Annotated in this window: 15 protein-coding genes; 12 read left to right on the top strand and 3 right to left on the bottom strand. The window is 45.8% G+C overall.

From position 1 onward, the window contains the following. The first annotated feature begins 28 nt into the window (after window positions 1-28). The 4 genes from AC5ELV_RS04515 to AC5ELV_RS04500 all read left to right on the top strand — a co-directional run bounded on the left by AC5ELV_RS04515 (window position 29) and on the right by AC5ELV_RS04500 (window position 5,682). Window positions 29-2,245: a hypothetical protein gene (locus tag AC5ELV_RS04515; RefSeq protein ID WP_493429272.1), complete on the top strand. Its 2,217-nt coding sequence runs from the start codon at window positions 29-31 to the stop codon at window positions 2,243-2,245. Next, window positions 2,214-3,209, top strand: coding sequence for a TadE/TadG family type IV pilus assembly protein (locus AC5ELV_RS04510; protein ID WP_493429271.1), 996 nt, complete (start codon window positions 2,214-2,216; stop codon window positions 3,207-3,209). Before AC5ELV_RS04515 ends, AC5ELV_RS04510 begins: the two co-directional genes overlap by 32 nt. Before the next feature lie 94 nt (window positions 3,210-3,303). Then, complete coding sequence (locus AC5ELV_RS04505; protein WP_025722689.1) at window positions 3,304-3,816, top strand: A24 family peptidase; 513 nt, start codon at window positions 3,304-3,306, stop codon at window positions 3,814-3,816. Window positions 3,817-3,879: 63 nt separating this feature from the next. After that, window positions 3,880-5,682, top strand: a complete 1,803-nt coding sequence (locus AC5ELV_RS04500; protein ID WP_493429270.1) for a DUF6382 domain-containing protein — start codon at window positions 3,880-3,882, stop codon at window positions 5,680-5,682. 203 nt (window positions 5,683-5,885) lie between these two features. Here the strand turns inward: AC5ELV_RS04500 and AC5ELV_RS04495 are convergent, their stop codons facing one another. Beyond that, window positions 5,886-6,800 (bottom strand): TIGR01777 family oxidoreductase, encoded by a 915-nt coding sequence (locus tag AC5ELV_RS04495; protein WP_493429269.1) that lies wholly within the window; start codon window positions 6,798-6,800, stop codon window positions 5,886-5,888. 419 nt (window positions 6,801-7,219) lie between these two features. Between AC5ELV_RS04495 and AC5ELV_RS04490 the strand changes: the two genes are divergently transcribed. From AC5ELV_RS04490 to ppnP, 4 genes are all read left to right on the top strand, one after another. Then, the gene (locus tag AC5ELV_RS04490) at window positions 7,220-8,347 is read left to right on the top strand and encodes a deoxyribonuclease IV (RefSeq protein ID WP_493429268.1); all 1,128 of its coding nucleotides are present in this window, start codon (window positions 7,220-7,222) and stop codon (window positions 8,345-8,347) included. A gap of 22 nt (window positions 8,348-8,369) precedes the next feature. Beyond that, window positions 8,370-9,269 carry a formyltetrahydrofolate deformylase gene (purU, locus tag AC5ELV_RS04485; RefSeq protein ID WP_493429267.1) on the top strand — a complete coding sequence of 300 codons (900 nt, stop codon included), beginning with the start codon at window positions 8,370-8,372 and terminating at the stop codon, window positions 9,267-9,269. A 394-nt stretch (window positions 9,270-9,663) separates the two neighbouring features. Continuing rightward, on the top strand, window positions 9,664-11,709 hold the full coding sequence (gene tkt / locus AC5ELV_RS04480; protein WP_493429266.1) for a transketolase: 2,046 nt from the start codon (window positions 9,664-9,666) through the stop codon (window positions 11,707-11,709). A gap of 212 nt (window positions 11,710-11,921) precedes the next feature. Beyond that, a complete protein-coding gene (gene ppnP / locus AC5ELV_RS04475; RefSeq protein ID WP_025722684.1) occupies window positions 11,922-12,236 on the top strand; it encodes a pyrimidine/purine nucleoside phosphorylase in 315 nt (104 codons plus the stop codon). Window positions 12,237-12,344: 108 nt separating this feature from the next. Here the strand turns inward: ppnP and AC5ELV_RS04470 are convergent, their stop codons facing one another. Next, window positions 12,345-13,244, bottom strand: coding sequence for an NAD(P)-dependent oxidoreductase (locus tag AC5ELV_RS04470; protein WP_493429265.1), 900 nt, complete (start codon window positions 13,242-13,244; stop codon window positions 12,345-12,347). Between the two features lie 250 nt (window positions 13,245-13,494). On the opposite strand from AC5ELV_RS04470, the gene AC5ELV_RS04465 reads away from it, so the two are divergent. The 3 genes from AC5ELV_RS04465 (at window position 13,495) to AC5ELV_RS04455 (ending at window position 16,218) form a co-directional block, all read left to right on the top strand. Then, window positions 13,495-14,850, top strand: a complete 1,356-nt coding sequence (locus AC5ELV_RS04465) for a glucose-6-phosphate isomerase (RefSeq protein ID WP_061829551.1) — start codon at window positions 13,495-13,497, stop codon at window positions 14,848-14,850. Between the two features lie 148 nt (window positions 14,851-14,998). Beyond that, window positions 14,999-15,631 carry a YigZ family protein gene (locus AC5ELV_RS04460; protein WP_493429264.1) on the top strand — a complete coding sequence of 211 codons (633 nt, stop codon included), beginning with the start codon at window positions 14,999-15,001 and terminating at the stop codon, window positions 15,629-15,631. Between the two features lie 5 nt (window positions 15,632-15,636). Beyond that, on the top strand, window positions 15,637-16,218 hold the full coding sequence (locus tag AC5ELV_RS04455) for a TetR/AcrR family transcriptional regulator (protein ID WP_029516378.1): 582 nt from the start codon (window positions 15,637-15,639) through the stop codon (window positions 16,216-16,218). Window positions 16,219-16,391: 173 nt separating this feature from the next. On the opposite strand, the gene AC5ELV_RS04450 is transcribed toward AC5ELV_RS04455, so the two are convergent. Beyond that, the gene (locus tag AC5ELV_RS04450) at window positions 16,392-16,793 is read right to left on the bottom strand and encodes a secondary thiamine-phosphate synthase enzyme YjbQ (RefSeq protein WP_493429263.1); all 402 of its coding nucleotides are present in this window, start codon (window positions 16,791-16,793) and stop codon (window positions 16,392-16,394) included. A 220-nt stretch (window positions 16,794-17,013) separates the two neighbouring features. On the opposite strand from AC5ELV_RS04450, the gene AC5ELV_RS04445 reads away from it, so the two are divergent. Next, entirely contained in the window at window positions 17,014-18,075 is a 1,062-nt protein-coding gene (locus AC5ELV_RS04445; protein ID WP_061829549.1) for a sulfate/molybdate ABC transporter ATP-binding protein, read from the top strand. The last annotated feature ends 66 nt before the right edge of the window (window positions 18,076-18,141 follow it).

Raw genomic sequence — 18,141 nt, 5'->3', positions numbered from 1 at the left:
AGGAATGTAACTGGAAAGGAGGAAGCGGGTGTTTGGTAAGGGACACAATACAAAGGACGGGGAATCAGGTGCTGTCACGGTCTTTTTAATTCTGATTTTGGCAGTCATGTTCGGTTTTATTGCTGTATTTATTGATTACGCAAGAATTGCTGCACTGCATGTGCAGACCGAACGGCTGACCCATGCGGCGGTTCGGTCAGTGATGTCTGCTTATGATCCGACATTACAACAGGAGTACGGTTTGTTTGCTTATGGCGAAGGCGGCGGAGAACAAATTATGGTCAAAGTGCTGAATGACAGCGCGCGGCGTACGACACGCGCAGATACGCTCCCGCTTATGAATATGAAGCTGGATTCTAGTTCCCTGCAAATGGAAAGGGAGCTTGGTAAATATGCCATATTTAACGAGCAGATCCGTGAAGAGATGAAGTATAAAGCACCTGTCGATTTTACGTTTGAAGTGCTCGAAAAGCTAAAGCCGCTCTCCCAAAATATGAAAGAGGCTTCTCATACGGTAGATTTGCTGAAACGGCTGCAAAAGCTGTACGACAGACGAGAGGCCAAACTGGATGACATGCTGGAGAAGCAGCGTAAGGCAGGAGTTTATATGGAAGAGGTTCGCAAGCGGATTATTAAACAGAGGGGCAGCTATATGCCCAATCAGTATATATGGGACCCGCTTGAGGTTGTAGCCGATATTGCCGCTCAATATAAGCATTACGTACACGTATATGAGGACAATAAGAAGAGTGTGGACGACGTTAAAATCATGCAGATAGAGAAATATGCAAGAAGGGGAAGAACAGCACTTGACCGACTGCGCCAGGTCATGGTTCAGGCTGAAGAAGAACATGATAAGCTGCTTCTGGAAGCCAGGGAACCTTTAAATGAGGCCCGACAGATTAATGAAGAGATGCGCAAAGTCATTGCCCAATATAAGCAGAGGGCGGCCAATGCAGGCTATGATGAGGTATCAGCAGCCCCTACTCCAAGCGGAGCAGGCTCCAACGCAGATCCGTCGGTAGGAAGCGCACGGCAAAAGGCAGAGGATTTGTTGATTCCAGACAAGGAATTTGAGCAGTGGGAAGCAGAAATCGAAAAGCAACGGACTTCTATAAATACTGCTAACAATAGAATAACGAGCATGATGCGTACCTTATCTTTTTATACAGATCCATTTTTGAATGCAGACATGCTCAAGCAGGAAGTCGCATCAACGCTCAAAGAGATAGATAAATACTTGAATGCGTATGCTTGGACGGGACCTGCCAATGTACTCGACGGTGAAGCCAAAATGATGGATACGCGACGTGGACCAGACAAAGAACGCAAGAAAATGGAAAAAGAGGCGAAAAACAAACTCAAACAAGCCTATCGGATCATTGAGGTTCTTTCCAAAGGTAAACAAAGTGCAGAACAATTCCAAAATCTGGAGCGGTATTACAATGAAAGTATTTCGTTTAACCAGTCTACATCCAGTCCATCTGTATCCGCTGATTTGCCCTATGACACCTATGATGCAGCGGGAGCTTCCATGGATAGTATGGATGGTCTATACGGGTCGACATCCAATTTACTGACTCAACTGGGAGACGAGTTTTACCAGAATGAATACGCGCTTTCTTACTTCCATCATGTGGATTTTAGCCGTTTTGGCAGTTTGGCCGGATCGGGTGGAAATGTGGGAAATGCTGCACAGATTTTGGGAGATCAGCTGGAGGTGAATAATCAGGAAGTTGAGTACATCCTGTATGGGTTCCATAATCCGACGGGTAATTTGGCATCCGCCTATGGAGAAATTTTTGCTATGAGACTTGCCATTCGAACAATGGAGGGATTGGTTAAAAACAGCTCAAAAGGTAATCCGCTGGTCGTTTTGGCGGCAGCTTTGTTATATGGAGTAGAAAAAGCGATAGAAGATATGATTATGCTGGCACAAAAGGGGGACGTGCCATTGTCTGATTTTCTGAAATTTCGAATGACATACAAGGATCATTTGCGATTGTTCCTGATGCTCCATAGCAATAATGAACGAAAAATGTCCCGTATGCTGGCTCTGATCCGCCTGAATACAGATGTCAATCCTGCTGAGCGGCAAACGTATGCAACGGGTGAGGTCAAGAATGGGATGAGGCTGTGGTTTCTACCTGGGGTAATGAAGATGCTCGGGACCGCCTCAAAAGAAGGCGAGAGTATTAAGGGAAGTGTGTACTATGTCACGAAAACAGCGCATTTTTCCTATTAATCGGTGTTTACGGAAAGTTTGTAGGCAGAAGCAATGTGAACAAGGAAGTATTGTTTTAGAAGCGTCATTGGTGTTGCCAATGTTTCTGTTTTTTATTATTTTTCTCATCTATATGGTTCAGATGACACTGGTATCTACAGCGTTGCAGAACACCACTTCAGAAGCGGTTAAACAGGTTTCGGCTAAAATCTACCCAGTTTCTCTAGCCGTGGAGGCGGCGTCCGCGAAAATAGATGCAGTCCGTGACCCGTTGGATGAACTGCCCAAGTTATCTGTGAGTGAATATGCAAGCCAATTCGCTTCCCAGTTGCCACCTCCAATTGGTGATTGGGTAGAGAGCGCTGTTCAGGGTGGTCAAAAGCCGATGGAGGAGCTGCGGGGGCGATTTACGGAGGCTGCACTTGATCCTGTTCTGAAGCCGATGCTAAAGCCTTTTATAGAAGAAAGCATACTGGAGTATGACCGTATTCATATAACGAGCGTACATGTACCTGCTCTTACAGGAACTAAGGACCCTTATTTTAGAGTAGAGCTATCGTATGAACTGCCGATGAAGGTCCCCTTTCTGTATCGTAGCATTGTGCTTCAAGCGGCGGCAGAGGAACGTCTCTGGATTGGGAACACAGGGGAGGGGACAGGTACAGGAGAGGCAACAGCGGATAAGGATGCGCAGCATTCCATACAGTTGCTCGTCAAGCCTGAACCTGCTGTGAAGGGTGTGTACAATTTGATCAAGGCCAAGGTTCAGCCTGGGACGACTGCTAACCTTTCTGTACTTTATAAGTCGGGTGAAAGCACAGCTCAGCACTTGGGCTGGACCTCTGCCAATGCGGACGGGATTATTGAATGGAACTGGTTTGTGGGAACGAACACAACACCCGGTCAATGGAGCTTTGTAATTGAAACGGAGGACGGTCAACGTATAGAAGTTCCGTTTACCGTGGAAAAGCCAGCTGATGGATAGATAGGATCGACTCGACATAGACGGACAGGAATAACTACGATGGAAAATGTTTTGGCAGTCTGCTAGTTCTATTTTATAAAGGGGGAAGATTGCTTTGACGTGGATGTACATTGTATGCGGAGTTCTGCTCGCGATTGCGTTAGTTACGGATTTACGTAGCATGAAAATCCCTAATAAGCTTACATTGCCCGGCATAGTGGTAGGCTTGGTGTTCAATACTCTGTTTGGAGGGTGGCACGGTTTTTTATTTGCAGTTGCTGGACTGGGTACCGGATTTGGTTTCATGCTGATTTTGTACTGGATGGGTGCTGTTGGTGCAGGAGATGTAAAGCTGTTCGGCTTGATTGGAGCATGGACAGGTGCCGCTTTTGCATGGCAATCAGCTTTATATTCGATTTTTTTTGCAGGTATTATTGGCATAGGGATTTTGCTATGGAAGAGGGAAACTATCATGAGACTGCGGCGCGTGGCTTTTAATTTAGGAGGATTTTTTCTATTTCGCAGCGGCAAAGCGCTGACCAGTGGGAATGAAGCGCATCTCAGGTTTCCTTTTATGACGGCAGTCATTCCGGGAGCGATCAGTGCTTATCTTTACTTCTTGCCATGACATGTCCGCTGGGGGAGATCATGCTACCTCACGGAGATAGGAAATTGTTAAGGAGGTCATGAATTGTTTAGTTTAAGCAGGGATTTTGCCCGGAACGGCGGGACATTTATGATTCTAAACAAGGAAGACGGGCTCAAGACCGATGATTTAAATTCCGTACAGACCGGAATGATGACTGGTAATCGGATTCCCGGTCTGCTGGAACTTAGAATAAAGGAAGTCGATTTTCAGATTGAGTTACATTACGACATTTCGGGGCAACGCATGCTTTCCCAGTTATGGAAAGGTGGGGGCGTGTCGACTTCTGATTTCTACCAGATTCTTTTTGAAGTGGCAGATGCCCTCCATCGCAGCCCGCAATATATGTTAGATATTCGCCATTTTATTTTGCACGAGGATTATATTTTTCTAAGTGGTTCAGGTACAAGGGAAACCGCCAGTTTAACTTATGTTCCTATACGCAGTGTACAGTATGCAGGGCAACCAGGAAGTCAATTTAAGCAGATGGTTATTCGTTTAATGACTCGTGTGGCTCACTTTCAGGGAGAATATATACAACGCATACTCGATCTGTGTGATAGAAGTGAATTTGAATTGGGATTGCTAAAGGAACTGCTATTGCAAGGGATGACGGCTGGTACTGACAGTGCTAGCGTGCAGGGAGAAAGTATGGAAGGGCAAGCTTTTTCATCAGCCGATCCTATCCTATCTGCTCATACCTCACAGAGAAACTATACGGATCGTGGCGGAACATACGCGCGAGAGCATCGGGAAACTCAGCAGGAGATTCAGGAGCTTAAACGGATCAATCGGCTCAAACCGTCCGTGAAATCAGAGGAGAATTCTGAGCTTGTAACAGAAAACGAATTAGAAGATGTGGAGCCTGGATTGCAAAAATATAAAACTTACATTGCTCTCGGATGTATGCTCGCTTCGGCCATCGTGTGGCGTTATATTTACCTGGACCATCCAGAAACGGTACCGTTGATCATTTCCGTGGTGCTGACCTTGGTACTTGCCGCTGTTGCTTATATAAGCTGGACGGGAAAATGGGAGCGCAATCGAGCTTCATCTCATATGTACAGTGATTCAGTACCTGTATTGGATTCGGAATGGTTAGGAACTACTTCTTCCTCAGCACAGCGGAAAAATGATCGTTATCAGGTAGATAAGCTGACCGGATTTGTAGCGGGACGTCATCATCAAGACAAGCAATCTTCCAATTCGAGTGATCAAGGGCAGGAGAGCTGGAGATGGACTTTTCCAAACTCAGAATCTAAAAGCGTGGGAAACCGAGTTACGGAAGATAGGGAGAAAACTTCAGCAAATTATGACCTACACGAGCCATCGTGGAAAGGTGCGGAACGGGTGAATGAATTGGAAGCCAGTGATACCAGTGAGGCTTATTATAAGTCTCTCTCCGGAGTAACGGAGCTGCTAAATGCTGCATCTAAGCAGGAAACGATGCTGCTTCGTCCAGATCAAGAGATGCAGAGTTCAACTGTTCAGCAATCACCGATTGCTTGCCTGGATCGCAAGCCACCAGGTAGTGGAGGGACCGAGCGCATCCGGTTGCAGCCAGACCAATTCGTTGCAGGCAGCTTTATCATCGGGAGAGATCCGCAATTGGTCCAGTTTGTGGAGCATACGGATGGAGCTTCCCGTTCTCATATTGAGCTTTGCATAGTTACAGGAGAACATAGCCACATTGTTAAGGATTTATCCTCGACGAACGGAACTGTTCTGAATGGAGAGCCCATGGTGCCTTATAAGGAGTACACAATGAAGGATGGAGACATTTTTAAAATCGCTGGAGTTTCTTATACTTATCGGTTGGACTCTTTTAAATCCTCCAATGCATCATAAATAAAGGTTATATGGATATATGTCAAGAAGAGGCCTGTTATATTCAGGGCTTCTTTCTTTATAAATAGTGGACTATTCATAGGAATAAAGTGGGGCATCTTAAAAACTTGTGGTCTGTTTGATAGTTTGTTTCTGACTAAAAAAAATGAACCCTAAGCTGGTAATGACACTAACCTACCAGCCTGGAGTTCCTCTTTTTAAATTCAATGCTGTTTTTGGGAAGAATGGAGTTCCTCTAGAGCGTCCTTAAGTGAAGGATAGTTAAACTTAAATCCGTGCTCCAGCGCTTTGCGCGGGATTACCTTTTGACCATCCAATACAAGCGTACTCATCTCACCAACTAGCTTTGAAACGAGAATGCTGGGGACGGGAAACCAGTGCGGACGGTGATATACCGTAGCTACCGTTTTCCCAAACTGGTCGTTCGTCAAGGGATCTGGTGATGAAGCATTTACTACCCCGACGATTTCCGTCGTATGGATGCAGTACGTGATCAGACGAACGATATCCTCAATATGAATCCAGCTCATCCATTGATGGCCGCTGCCTATTCTGCCGCCGAATCCGAAGCTATAAGGTATCTTCATGAGTGGGAATGCCCCTTTTTTTCTGTCCAGCACAAGGCTAATGCGTAACTTGATTAAACGGGCATCAGACGGGTAGACATTGGCTGCTTCTTCCCATTGCTCAACCACCTGAGACAGAAAATCTCCCGAACAGCGCGGGCTCGTTTCATCGAATGTTTCGGTCAGGGATGTACCATAGGCGGCAACAGCCGAAGCCTGAATGATAACTTTCGGTTTTTTTTGTAGAGCATTCAATGCTTGAGCCAACCGTGCAACAGATAGCAGTCGAGATTGAAGAATTCTTTGTTTGGACTTATCCGTCCAGCGCTGATTCAGCGTTTCGCCTGCTAAATTAACGACCGCATCTGTGCCTTCCAGTACTTCAGGCTTTTGTTTTAATTCGTTCCAACTCATATATTGCAAGCGGGGGCTCGCTTCGTGTCCTACCAGTGGCTTGCGGGTAACGACTTTCACGGTGTATCCGTCGTCTAGCAGGCTTTTGACCAGTGCACTCCCCACCAATCCAGTTCCTCCACATACGATGATGTTCATGGAGCCAGCTCTCCTTCCGATTCACAAAAAAATACATCTGTTATAGAATATAACCCTTTTCGAGAAAAAAACTTCATATGAATGTACCTTTATATGGTTAAGGATGTCAATCCATGATTTTATTTACCCTCGTTTGACCAAGATAAATTCTGATGTGTACTTTATCTACGTGTTCCCTTAATAGAGTCATTTGAGGATTTTGCAAAAACCCAATAAGCGACTTTCAATGAAGAATATATAGATCGAAATGGTCTGGTTCGTCTGTATATTGCACTTTGGAGCGACTGGAATCGAATTTTGCAAAATCCTGATTTAAAAAAGCTGCCATAAAAGCTATGTTGTTTGATTTCAATAATCACGTTAAAATGATTAAATTAAAATAAGACAAGTATAACAGGATAAGGGGATGAATCAGGATCATGCTGAAAATTGGTTCTCATGTGTCCTTCTCGGACAAGGGTCTGCTCAGCGCTACAAAAGAAGCGTCTTCTTACGGGGCCAGCTCCTTTATGATATACACGGGAGCACCGCAAAACACGCGTCGTAAACCGATGGAGTCCATGTATTTGGAGGAAGGCAAGCAGTTAATGGCTGAAAAGGGAATGGAAGATATCGTGGTGCATGCCCCGTATATCATCAATCTCGGCTCTTACAAAGAGAATACCTATGAACTTGCGGTCAGCTTTCTTCAGGAGGAAATTCGACGCACACACGCGATTGGTGTGAAAAATATCGTGCTGCATCCGGGCGCTTTTACCGATAAGGATGCGGAGTACGGAATCGGGCGTATTGCCGATGGTTTGAACGAGGTACTGAACGGCGTCAAGGAGACAGATGTTAACATTGCGCTTGAAACGATGGCAGGCAAAGGTACCGAAATGGGTCGTAGCTTTGAGGAAATTGCCTCCATTATAGATAAAGTAGAGCGCAACGAGCGTCTTACAGTTTGTATGGACACCTGTCACATTCACGATGCGGGTTATGATATCGTAAATGATCTGGACGGTGTATTGGAGCAATTCGACCGTATTGTCGGCTTGAATCGCATCGCAGTTGTTCACATCAATGATAGTAAAAATCCAGTTGGCGCTCATAAAGACCGCCATACTCCGATCGGATCAGGCTGGATTGGCTATCAGACTATTCATAATGTGGTGCATCATGAAGCACTTCAAGGACGTCCGTTTATTTTGGAGACGCCATGGATTGGCAAGGAAGCTAAAACTCAGCGTCCGATGTATGAGGTTGAAATTGCCCTGCTTCGCGGAAATGTAAAGGATCGCTTTGGGGATGAGTTTTTGGGTCAAGTAGAGCAATTGCATTCGTTTTTCAAAAAACAGGATGTGGACGTCCGTAAATTTGTGTTGGACACCTGGGCTCTGCTGAAAAATGATGCCAAAGTAAGAAAAGCCGATCCACGTGAGCCGTTGGAGCGTTTGTATGACATGATAACGGAAGCAGCACTATTTCCAGATTTGAGCGAAGAACACATTAATCAACGGTTGATTGCCTGGTTTGCCGGCAGTCATTTGCCAGTGACGGTATAAGCTAAGGGGGATTAATAGCCACATGGAAATTCACGTAAAACATCAGCCAAATAGCACTCTATCTGCCCATGAAAACCGCGCGCGTATGCTTGTATCTTGTCCAGACGGACCAGGTATTGTAGCAGCCGTGTCTCGTTTTTTGTACGAGCATGGGGCCAATATTGTTCAATCTGACCAATATACAATGGACCCGTCCGGCGGAATGTTTTTTATGCGGATTGAATTTGATCTGCCGAATTTGAGTGCAACCCAGTCACAGTTGGAGCAGGATTTTGCCGCTGTTGCCGAGCAATTCCGTATGGAGTGGACGATTTCTGCGGTCAGCCGCAAGAAAAAACTGGCCATTTTTGTTTCCAAAGAAGATCACTGTTTGGTAGAACTGCTGTGGCAATGGCAGGCAGGAGATCTGGACGCGGATATTTCATTGGTGGTTAGTAATCATCCAGATATGAAGGAGTATGTGGAATCATTTGGCATCCCATATCACCATATTCCGGTAACCGCCGATACCAAGCCGGAGGCGGAGCGCCGTCAACTGGAGGTCATTGGCGAAGACATTGACGTTATCATTTTGGCCCGTTACATGCAGATTATTTCTCCCAAGTTTATTGAGCATTATCGCAACCGGATTATCAATATCCATCATTCCTTTCTGCCTGCATTCGTGGGTGGGAAGCCATATGCCCAAGCCTATAATCGCGGTGTGAAAATTATTGGTGCTACTGCGCATTATGTAACTGAAGAATTGGACGGTGGCCCGATCATTGAGCAGGACGTGCAGCGTGTAAGCCACGGAGATGATGTGAATGAGCTAAAACGAATCGGTCGCACCATAGAGCGGGTCGTTTTGGCAAGAGCCGTGAAGTGGCATGCGGAGGATCGTATTCTGGTTCATGAGAACAAAACGGTCGTTTTTAACTAATCTTAAAATTTCAGAAAATAAATTTGTGAGTATATATTTTTGGTTAAACAAAAGCCCGTCGCAAAACGGGCTTTGTTTTTTTATGTGAGTTACTTGCCTTATATACAGTCAGTACATAATATTTTTTTGTGATTTTATAATTTTTTAAATGAGGTTAATACATTACGGGTATATTTATATGAGGATTCGGTGCTACATTTCTACAATCATCTTTATAAACGATCTGGCAAACTTTCACGGCAAATGGTACAATACTTAAGAATGTATAAGTCATATTGAAACATTCAAGCAGATTCACTCACTTCAATAGACAGCGTTTCTATATCGGACGGTGGTGTTGGAGCGTATGACCGAATGCAATTGACATACTTTATACAATATGAGGAGGCAAACCATGACTGACCAGAATCAAGCGATTCAAAAGGATGAAAACTCCACGATCGACAATTTGTCCATCACAACTATTCGTACGTTGGCAATTGACGCCATCGAGAAAGCAAACTCGGGACATCCTGGTATGCCGATGGGCTCCGCACCAATGGGATATCAACTTTTTGCTAAAACGATGAATCATAATCCCGATCAACCTACATGGGTTAACCGCGACCGTTTTGTATTGTCCGCAGGACACGGTTCCATGTTGCTATACAGCCTTCTACACCTGAGCGGCTATGATCTTCCTATGGAAGAACTGAAACAATTCCGTCAATGGGGCAGCCTTACACCGGGCCACCCTGAGTTTGGGCACACTGCTGGTGTAGATGCTACAACTGGACCTCTGGGACAAGGTCTCGCAATGTCCGTAGGTATGGCAATGGCTGAAGCTCAACTGGGTGCAACATATAATAAAGACGAATTTAAAGTTGTAGATCACTTCACATATGCAATTTGCGGCGATGGCGACCTGATGGAGGGTATTTCCCACGAGGCTGCTTCGCTGGCTGGCCGCTTACAACTGGGCAAGCTGATTGTATTGTTTGATTCCAATGATATTACACTGGACGGCAAGCTAAATCTGTCCTCTTCCGAGAGTGTTGCCAAACGCTTTGAAGCTTACAACTGGCAAGTACTGCGCGTAGAAGATGGTAACGACCTTCCAGCCATCCAAAAGGCCATTGAAGAAGCGCAAGGCGACTCGACACGCCCTACGCTGATTGAAGTGAAAACAGTCATCGGCTACGGAAGCCCGAACAAACAAGGTAAAGGCGGACACGGTGGTACTCATGGTTCCCCGCTGGGATCAGAAGAAGCCAAGCTGACTAAAGAATTCTACAAATGGGTATACGAAGAGGACTTCCACGTACCACAAGAGGTTCGCGAGCAATTTGCTAAAGTAAAAGAGCGCGGTATCGCGGCGAACAAAGCATGGGACGAACAATTCGCGAAATACAAAGCGGCTCACCCTGATTTGGCAGCTCAGTTCGAAACAGCTGTGAACGGCGATCTTCCAGAAGGATGGGATCGTGATCTTCCGAAATACTCGACTGGAGACAAAGCGGTTTCAACTCGTGTAGCTTCTGGTAATGCACTGAACGGATTGGCTCCTAACGTACCTTTCCTGACAGGCGGATCTGCCGATCTGGAAAGCTCCACGATGACACACTTGAACAACCTGACGAACTTTACGCCAGAAGACTACGCCGGCCGTAACATCTATTTCGGTATCCGCGAGTTTGGTATGGCTGCTGCGATGAACGGTATGGCGTTGCACCAAGGGGTAAAAGTATTCGGCGGTACATTCTTCGTATTTACAGACTATCTGCGTCCAGCCGTTCGTCTGGCAGCTCTGATGGGATTGCCTGTAACCTACGTTCTGACTCACGACAGTATTGCTGTGGGTGAAGATGGTCCGACTCATGAGCCGATCGAACAATTGGCTTCCCTGCGTATTATCCCGAACTTGACAGTAATTCGTCCAGCGGACGGTAATGAAACTTCTGCTGCTTGGGCTTACACGCTGGAAAACAAGAAAAACCCGGTTGCTCTGGTATTGACTCGTCAAAACCTGCCAATTCTGGCTGCTAGTGCTGAGCATGCACGCGAAGGTATCAAACGCGGTGCTTACGTGGTTGCAGATGCAACAGACGGCAAACCAGTTGCTCAAATTCTAGCTACAGGCTCCGAAGTACAACTGGCTGTTAAAGCTCAGGAAGCACTGGCAGAACAAGGTATTCAAGTACGTGTTATCAGCTTCCCGAGCTGGGATCTGTTCGAAAAACAAGACAAAGCATACAAAGATTCCGTTCTGCTGCCAGAAGTGAAAGCTCGTTTGGCTGTAGAAATGGCATATCCACTGGGCTGGGAAAAATATGTTGGCGACCAAGGCGACATTCTTGGTATCAGCACATTCGGCGCATCCGCACCTGGCGACCGCGTGATTAAGGAATACGGCTTTACAGTAGAGAATGTTGTTAGCCGTGTGAAAGCTTTGTTGAAATAAACCACTGGAGCATCTAAAACAGACAGTCGTAACCTGAGAAAGGCTTACGGCTGTTTATTTCATACAGTTGATGTTTTGCAAAAAAACACTTTGAATTCCAGTGTATTGCATACGTGATACAGTGTGTATTTTCATACTGAAGCTGGAATCAAATCTATGTTATGATGCACCAATATTCATTCAACCATTGAGAGCAGATGAGGGGATAACGAATGACACAGTTTGATGGAGTAAGCGTAGTTAAAAAAGCAAATGTTTATTACGATGGTCAGGTTACAAGCCGTACAGTCATCCTGGGTGACGGCAGTAAGGTTACACTGGGTATTATGCTGCCAGGAACGTACGAGTTCGGCACGGATTCCCGTGAGATCATGGAGATTTTGGCAGGGGATTTGAGAGTGTTGCTTCCAGGTACTGAGGAATGGCTAGAAATACAAGGGACATCAACCTTTCACGTACCTGCAAAGTCTTCATTCAAGCTGGAAGTACGAAGTGTAACTGATTATTGCTGTTCTTATCCCGAATAATAAGCTAAAACGGGTAAGCACACTCAGCCTTCAAGCCAAGTGTGCTTACCCTAAAGCTATGCCATATGTACACAAGCACAGCAGTATGGTTACACAGAAAGGTACAGCTTATTCGAGAGGTTGACCACCAATGGTGCGGCCAATCCATGCTTCGTATGTCTTCACGACGGCGGATAGGTCCTCGTCGCCGTAGCCTTGCGTTTGCCCGGCTTGAAACAGGCTTTTAGCAATGGATAACATAGGTGCGGGGATGGACAGGCTGTCGGTTAGTGAGGAAGCAAGCTTCAAGTCCTTAAGCATCAAGGCAAGTGAGAACTGGTTGCTAAAATCATGTTCAATGATTTTGCGCCCTTTCAGTTCAGCGGCCTTGCTGCCTGCCGATCCGAGTTGTACCAATTCAAGGAAGCTATCTGCCGGGATGCCGGATTTAGCCGCGATAGCAAAGCCTTCAGCCAGAGCGAGGTTATGAATACCCACCATCGTATTATGAGCGAGCTTGGCTACGGCCCCGCTGCCATTAGGTCCCATATGAAGTACCTTTTTGCCCAGGGTATCAAAAACATCTGATTGTGCCGCAATGGCTTCTGCATTACCGCCAACCATGAACACAAGTGTACCGTCTACAGCAGCAGGTTTACTGCCTGTTACGGGTGCATCAATGAAAGAGCAGCCCAGCTTGTCCGCTTCGGCGGCCAGTTGCTTGACCAGTTCAGGTGATATCGTACTGTTGTCCATCACGGTCATGCCAGCCGTAAGTCCGGCAAACACGCCGTCTTCGCCGTAATAGATGTCACGAATGGAGTGATCATCGCTGACCATGGTAATGACCAAGTGCTGACCTTCAGCTGCTTCACGAGGGGTTGAAGCTGTACGTGCGCCTTGCTCTACCAGTGGCTCGCAGCGCGAAGCGGTACGATTATAAACTGTGACTCCGAATCCCTGCTTTAGCAGATTGGATGCCATCGGGGCGCCCATGGTGCCCAGTCCGATAAATCCGATGTTTTTCATTGCTAATCACCTTTCTTGTTGGAAGTTGCCGTCCGATGCAGATGCGAGTTCGGCTTGAATTGAATATTGAAACAGGTTGATCTCAGTTAATTGTAGCATGGGCATGCTACCCTATCTACAGGAGGGGCTATCAAGCACAGGATACACAGGTAACGCAAGCTTGTCAGGCCCAGCAAATTAAAGTATCCTATTCCTAAGTCCTTATGTTCGTATTCATGGTCTTAGTAATACCAAACAGGAGGTTCCAAACATGTCTAAAAAAGTTAATTTTGATTACACTAAAGCGCTCTCCTTTGTAGGTCAACACGAAATTGATTATTTTGCAGAGCCTATCAAGTTGGCTCATGAGCAACTGCACAACCAAACCGGTGTAGGTTCCGATTTCTTGGGTTGGATTGACCTGCCTACCAATTATGATAAAGAAGAGTTTGCGCGCATCCAAAAGGCTGCTGCTAAAATTCAAAGCGATTCCGAAGTACTGATCGTAATCGGTATCGGCGGTTCTTACCTTGGAGCACGTGCTGCGATCGAAATGCTGTCGCATTCTTTCTACAATGCACTGCCTAAAGATCAACGCAAAGGTCCAGCTATCTATTTTGCAGGCAACAACATCAGCTCTACATATGTGAATCATCTGTTGGAACTGATTGAAGGAAAAGACTTCTCAGTGAACGTCATTTCCAAATCAGGTACGACAACAGAGCCAGCTATCGCTTTCCGCGTATTCCGTGCAGCTCTGGAGAAAAAATATGGTAAAGAAGAAGCGCGCAAGCGTATTTATGCAACGACGGATAAAGAACGTGGCGCTTTGAAAAAACTGGCTAACGAGGAAGGCTACGAATCCTTCATTATTCCTGATGATGTGGGTGGCCGTTACTCCGTGCTGACAGCAGTAGGCTTGTTGCCGATTGCTACAGCAGGTATTAACATCGAGGAAATGATGCAGGGGGCGGCAGACGCTTCCAAAGAATATAGCAACCCGAATGTAGCTGAGAACGAGGCTTATCAATATGCAGCCGTTCGTAATGCTTTGTACCGCAAAGGTAAAGCGATTGAAATTCTCGTGAACTATGAGCCATCCCTTCATTTCGTATCCGAGTGGTGGAAACAGCTGTACGGAGAAAGCGAAGGCAAGGATTACAAAGGCATTTATCCTGCTTCTGTTGATTTCTCGACAGACCTGCACTCCATGGGACAATTCATTCAGGAAGGCAGCCGCAACATTTTCGAAACAGTAATCCAAGTAGAAAATGTACCTAGTCACATCACCATCGAAGCAGATGAGGATGATCTGGACGGACTGAATTTCCTGGCAGGCAAAACTGTGGATTTTGTAAACAAAAAAGCATTCCAAGGTACATTGCTGGCTCACACAGACGGACAAGTACCGAACTTGATTGTAAATATTCCTGACTTAAGCCCTTACTCTTTCGGCTATCTTGCTTATTTCTTCGAAAAAGCTTGCGGCATCAGCGGCTACCTGTTGGGTGTAAATCCGTTCGATCAACCGGGCGTAGAAGCTTACAAGAAGAATATGTTTGCGCTGCTCGGCAAACCAGGCTTCGAAAAAGAAAAAGCTGAGCTTGAAGCGAGATTGTCTGAATAAGAGTGCTGTAATCTCTGATGCGAAACAGGATTTCGGTCAGAAGTGTTATAGTGTATAGCATCAATTAAAGTACAGGAAAGCAGTTCACCAGCTGCCAGAAGCGGGGGACTGCTTTCTTGTAAAATGAAGTAAGGAAGGTTATACGTGTATGTTGGAACAATACCGAACCGTACGCGGTGCCGGCAACAAGGAAATTGTGATCCGAAAATCTCGTTTTATCGGCCATATTCAGCCTGTTCAAACTGAGGAAGAAGCAACTGCTTTCATAGAACGCATCAAAAAAGAGCATTGGAACGCTACCCATAATTGTTCTGCTTACATGATTGGGGAAAGAGACGAAATCCAAAAGCAATCGGATGACGGAGAACCGAGTGGTACGGCTGGAAGGCCTATTTTGGAGGTGATCCGCAACCAGAAGCTGAAAAATGTCGCTATTGTTGTTACCCGTTACTTTGGTGGGATTTTGCTGGGAGCAGGTGGTCTGATTCGCGCGTATTCAGATGGTGCTGTTGCAGCAATCGAGGCAGGGGATGCAATTACGCGTGTGCTGCATCGTGAAGTTTTTGTAGAGTTGGATTATACTTGGTTGGGCAAAGTGGAAAATGAATTACGCAATCGCAGCATCCGCACTGGAGAAACAATGTTTACGGATAAAGTTACCTTAACCTGTCTGCCGCTGGCTGGTGATGCGGAATCCTTCAGCAACTGGATAACAGACTTGACGCAGGGGCAATCGCTTGTGTCGGAGGGAGAGCAGCTTTACTTTATTGAAGGGGAATAAATAATATGGCTAGAAGAGCAGTAGAACAGGAGTTGTCAAGAGGGCGGATTCTGGAAGCGGCCAGGCACTTGTTTATTACCAAGGGCTACCGTGCAATTTCAATGCGCAGCATTGGCCAGCATCTGGGTTACAGTCATGGTTCGTTATATTATCATTTTAAAGAGAAGGCTGAACTGTTCTATGCCATTGTAATTGAAGATTTTAATACATTGCGTGGGATTCTACTGCAAGCAGCAACAGGTACACCTGATGATGGCTTGAGCAGGCTGGAGTACTTGATGCTGGAATTTATCCGTTTTGGTTTGGAAAATCCATATCAGTACGAAATTATGTTCATGATGCACGATGAAGAATTATTTGCATACTGTCGCACAGAGCAAAATCGTTGTGTGGAACTATTTGCGTCCATGATCCGTCAAGAATTGAGTGGTCAGGGGCATTCGGAGGAAGATTGCTCAAGGGTACCGAAAAGTCTGTTTTTATCCATGCATGGTTTTGTATCCTTTTATATTCAGGACGGTTTAACATTTGAAGAGATTAGGCCCGCTGCTTTAGCACATGTAAAGCTGCTGTGCAGACACCTATGAGCGTACCTGCATTCACACGCTTCAGCCATGAACATGTAGGGCGCTTTTCTGGGTGTATGCACTTCATGACGGTGACTTATCATTACGGTACTTTGCGAAAGCGACTAAGAATTTAACAGACGATGATGCATCCAGCAGGAAAACATCATCGTCTGTTTTTTTTACCCGGTCCGTCAGCCCTTCATGATTTTTACATGGTATTGGCGTCTGCGTGGTCCGTCGAATTCACAAAAATAAAGTCCCTGCCATCGTCCGAGCAACAGCTTCCCATCATGGATGATGATCGTTTGTGAGGGGCCTGTCGTAATGGATTTTAGGTGGGACGCTGTATTTCCCTCCATATGGCGATATTGGGGATGTTCCCACGGATAGACTTCATCTAGTCTTAATATCACATCATGTTTGACATCTGGGTCTGCATTTTCATTAATGGCGATGCCGGTTGTCGTGTGTGGACAATAAACAAGTGCGGTTCCTTGTTGCACCCCGCTTTTTTCGATCAATGAAGCAACCTCTCGTGTAATATCGCGCATTTCATCTCGCCGTGTAGTGGATAATTCTAAAGTATGCAACAATAACTCCAGCTCCTTTCTTCCTAATACTTTACCCTTTTAATTCCTAATATAATATATAGTTGACGAAAATTACTTTCCTTTGATAAAGTATCACATAAGAAAAAAACATAGTATATAGATTGGAATAATTAAATGATTTCAAATGAGGTACGTGCTTTGCGATAAGCAAGGCTGCTGCTGTTCCTGAACAGGTCCAGAAGCGGAAAGGAAGTGTACGAATATGCATGTGGAAGTAAGAGGATTAAACAAGCATTTCGGTAATTTTCATGCAGTAAAGGACGTATCTTTTGATATTCAGGCGGGCCATCTTATTGGCTTACTCGGTCCAAGTGGTGGGGGGAAAACCTCCATTCTTCGCATTTTGGCGGGTCTGGAGCAACCGGATGCGGGAGAAATTCATTTTCATGGAAAAAGGGTAAACGAGCTGTCCCCGCAGGAACGTGGAATCGGATTTGTATTTCAAAATTATGCTTTGTTCAAGCACATGAGCGTCTACGACAATATTGCCTTTGGCCTGAAAGTGAAAAAAAGCTCCAAAACCCGCATCAAGGAACGGGTCACAGAGTTGGTCGAACTAACGGGGCTCAAAGGATTTGAGCATCGTTATCCGCATCAGTTGTCAGGTGGACAGCGACAGCGGGTTGCTTTTGCACGTGCTTTGGCACCAGAGCCTCAATTGCTGCTGTTGGATGAGCCTTTTGCAGCTATTGATGCCAAGATTCGTCAGGAGCTGCGCACCTGGCTGCGAGAGTTGATTGAGCGGGTGGGTATTACTTCAATTTTTGTCACCCATGATCAGGATGAGGCGATTGAAGTAGCGGATGAAATTATGGTGATTAATCAGGGACGACTGGAGCAGAAGGGAACACCTTGGGATATTTATAAAAAACCGGGTACTCCGTTCGTGGCTTCCTTTATTGGGGAATCTACGGTGATTGAACAGGCAGGCAGTCTCAGAGGCTTCGAAGAAGCTGCTGGAGTGGGAACACGGGCCTTGATCCGTCCGGAGTATATTGATGTCGGGCCAAGCGAGGAGTTTACGCTCCTTTCGGCGACCGAGGAAGGCACAGTGAAGCATTTGCATTTTCGTGGAAGTGAGTGGATGGTTGAAGTACAGGTCGGGGATCATCGTCTCATGACATACCGTTCGCTGGAGAAGTCTACGCTGGAACCTGGTCAGCAGGTGCGAGTGTTAGTGCATCGAGCCTATCTATATAATGACCAGTCCAGCTGGATGGTGGAAAACCGCCTGAAGGAAGATCCAATGCCTATCATCATTTGAAAATCAGGATTTTGCAAAATCCTCAAATAAATACGATCACGCATGAGGGGATGTCTAGTCTGATTT

Source organism: Paenibacillus sp. NMA1017, assembly GCF_058895805.1.
Note: the sequence above shows the minus strand (reverse complement) of the source record. Positions and strands in the feature narration are given on the sequence as shown.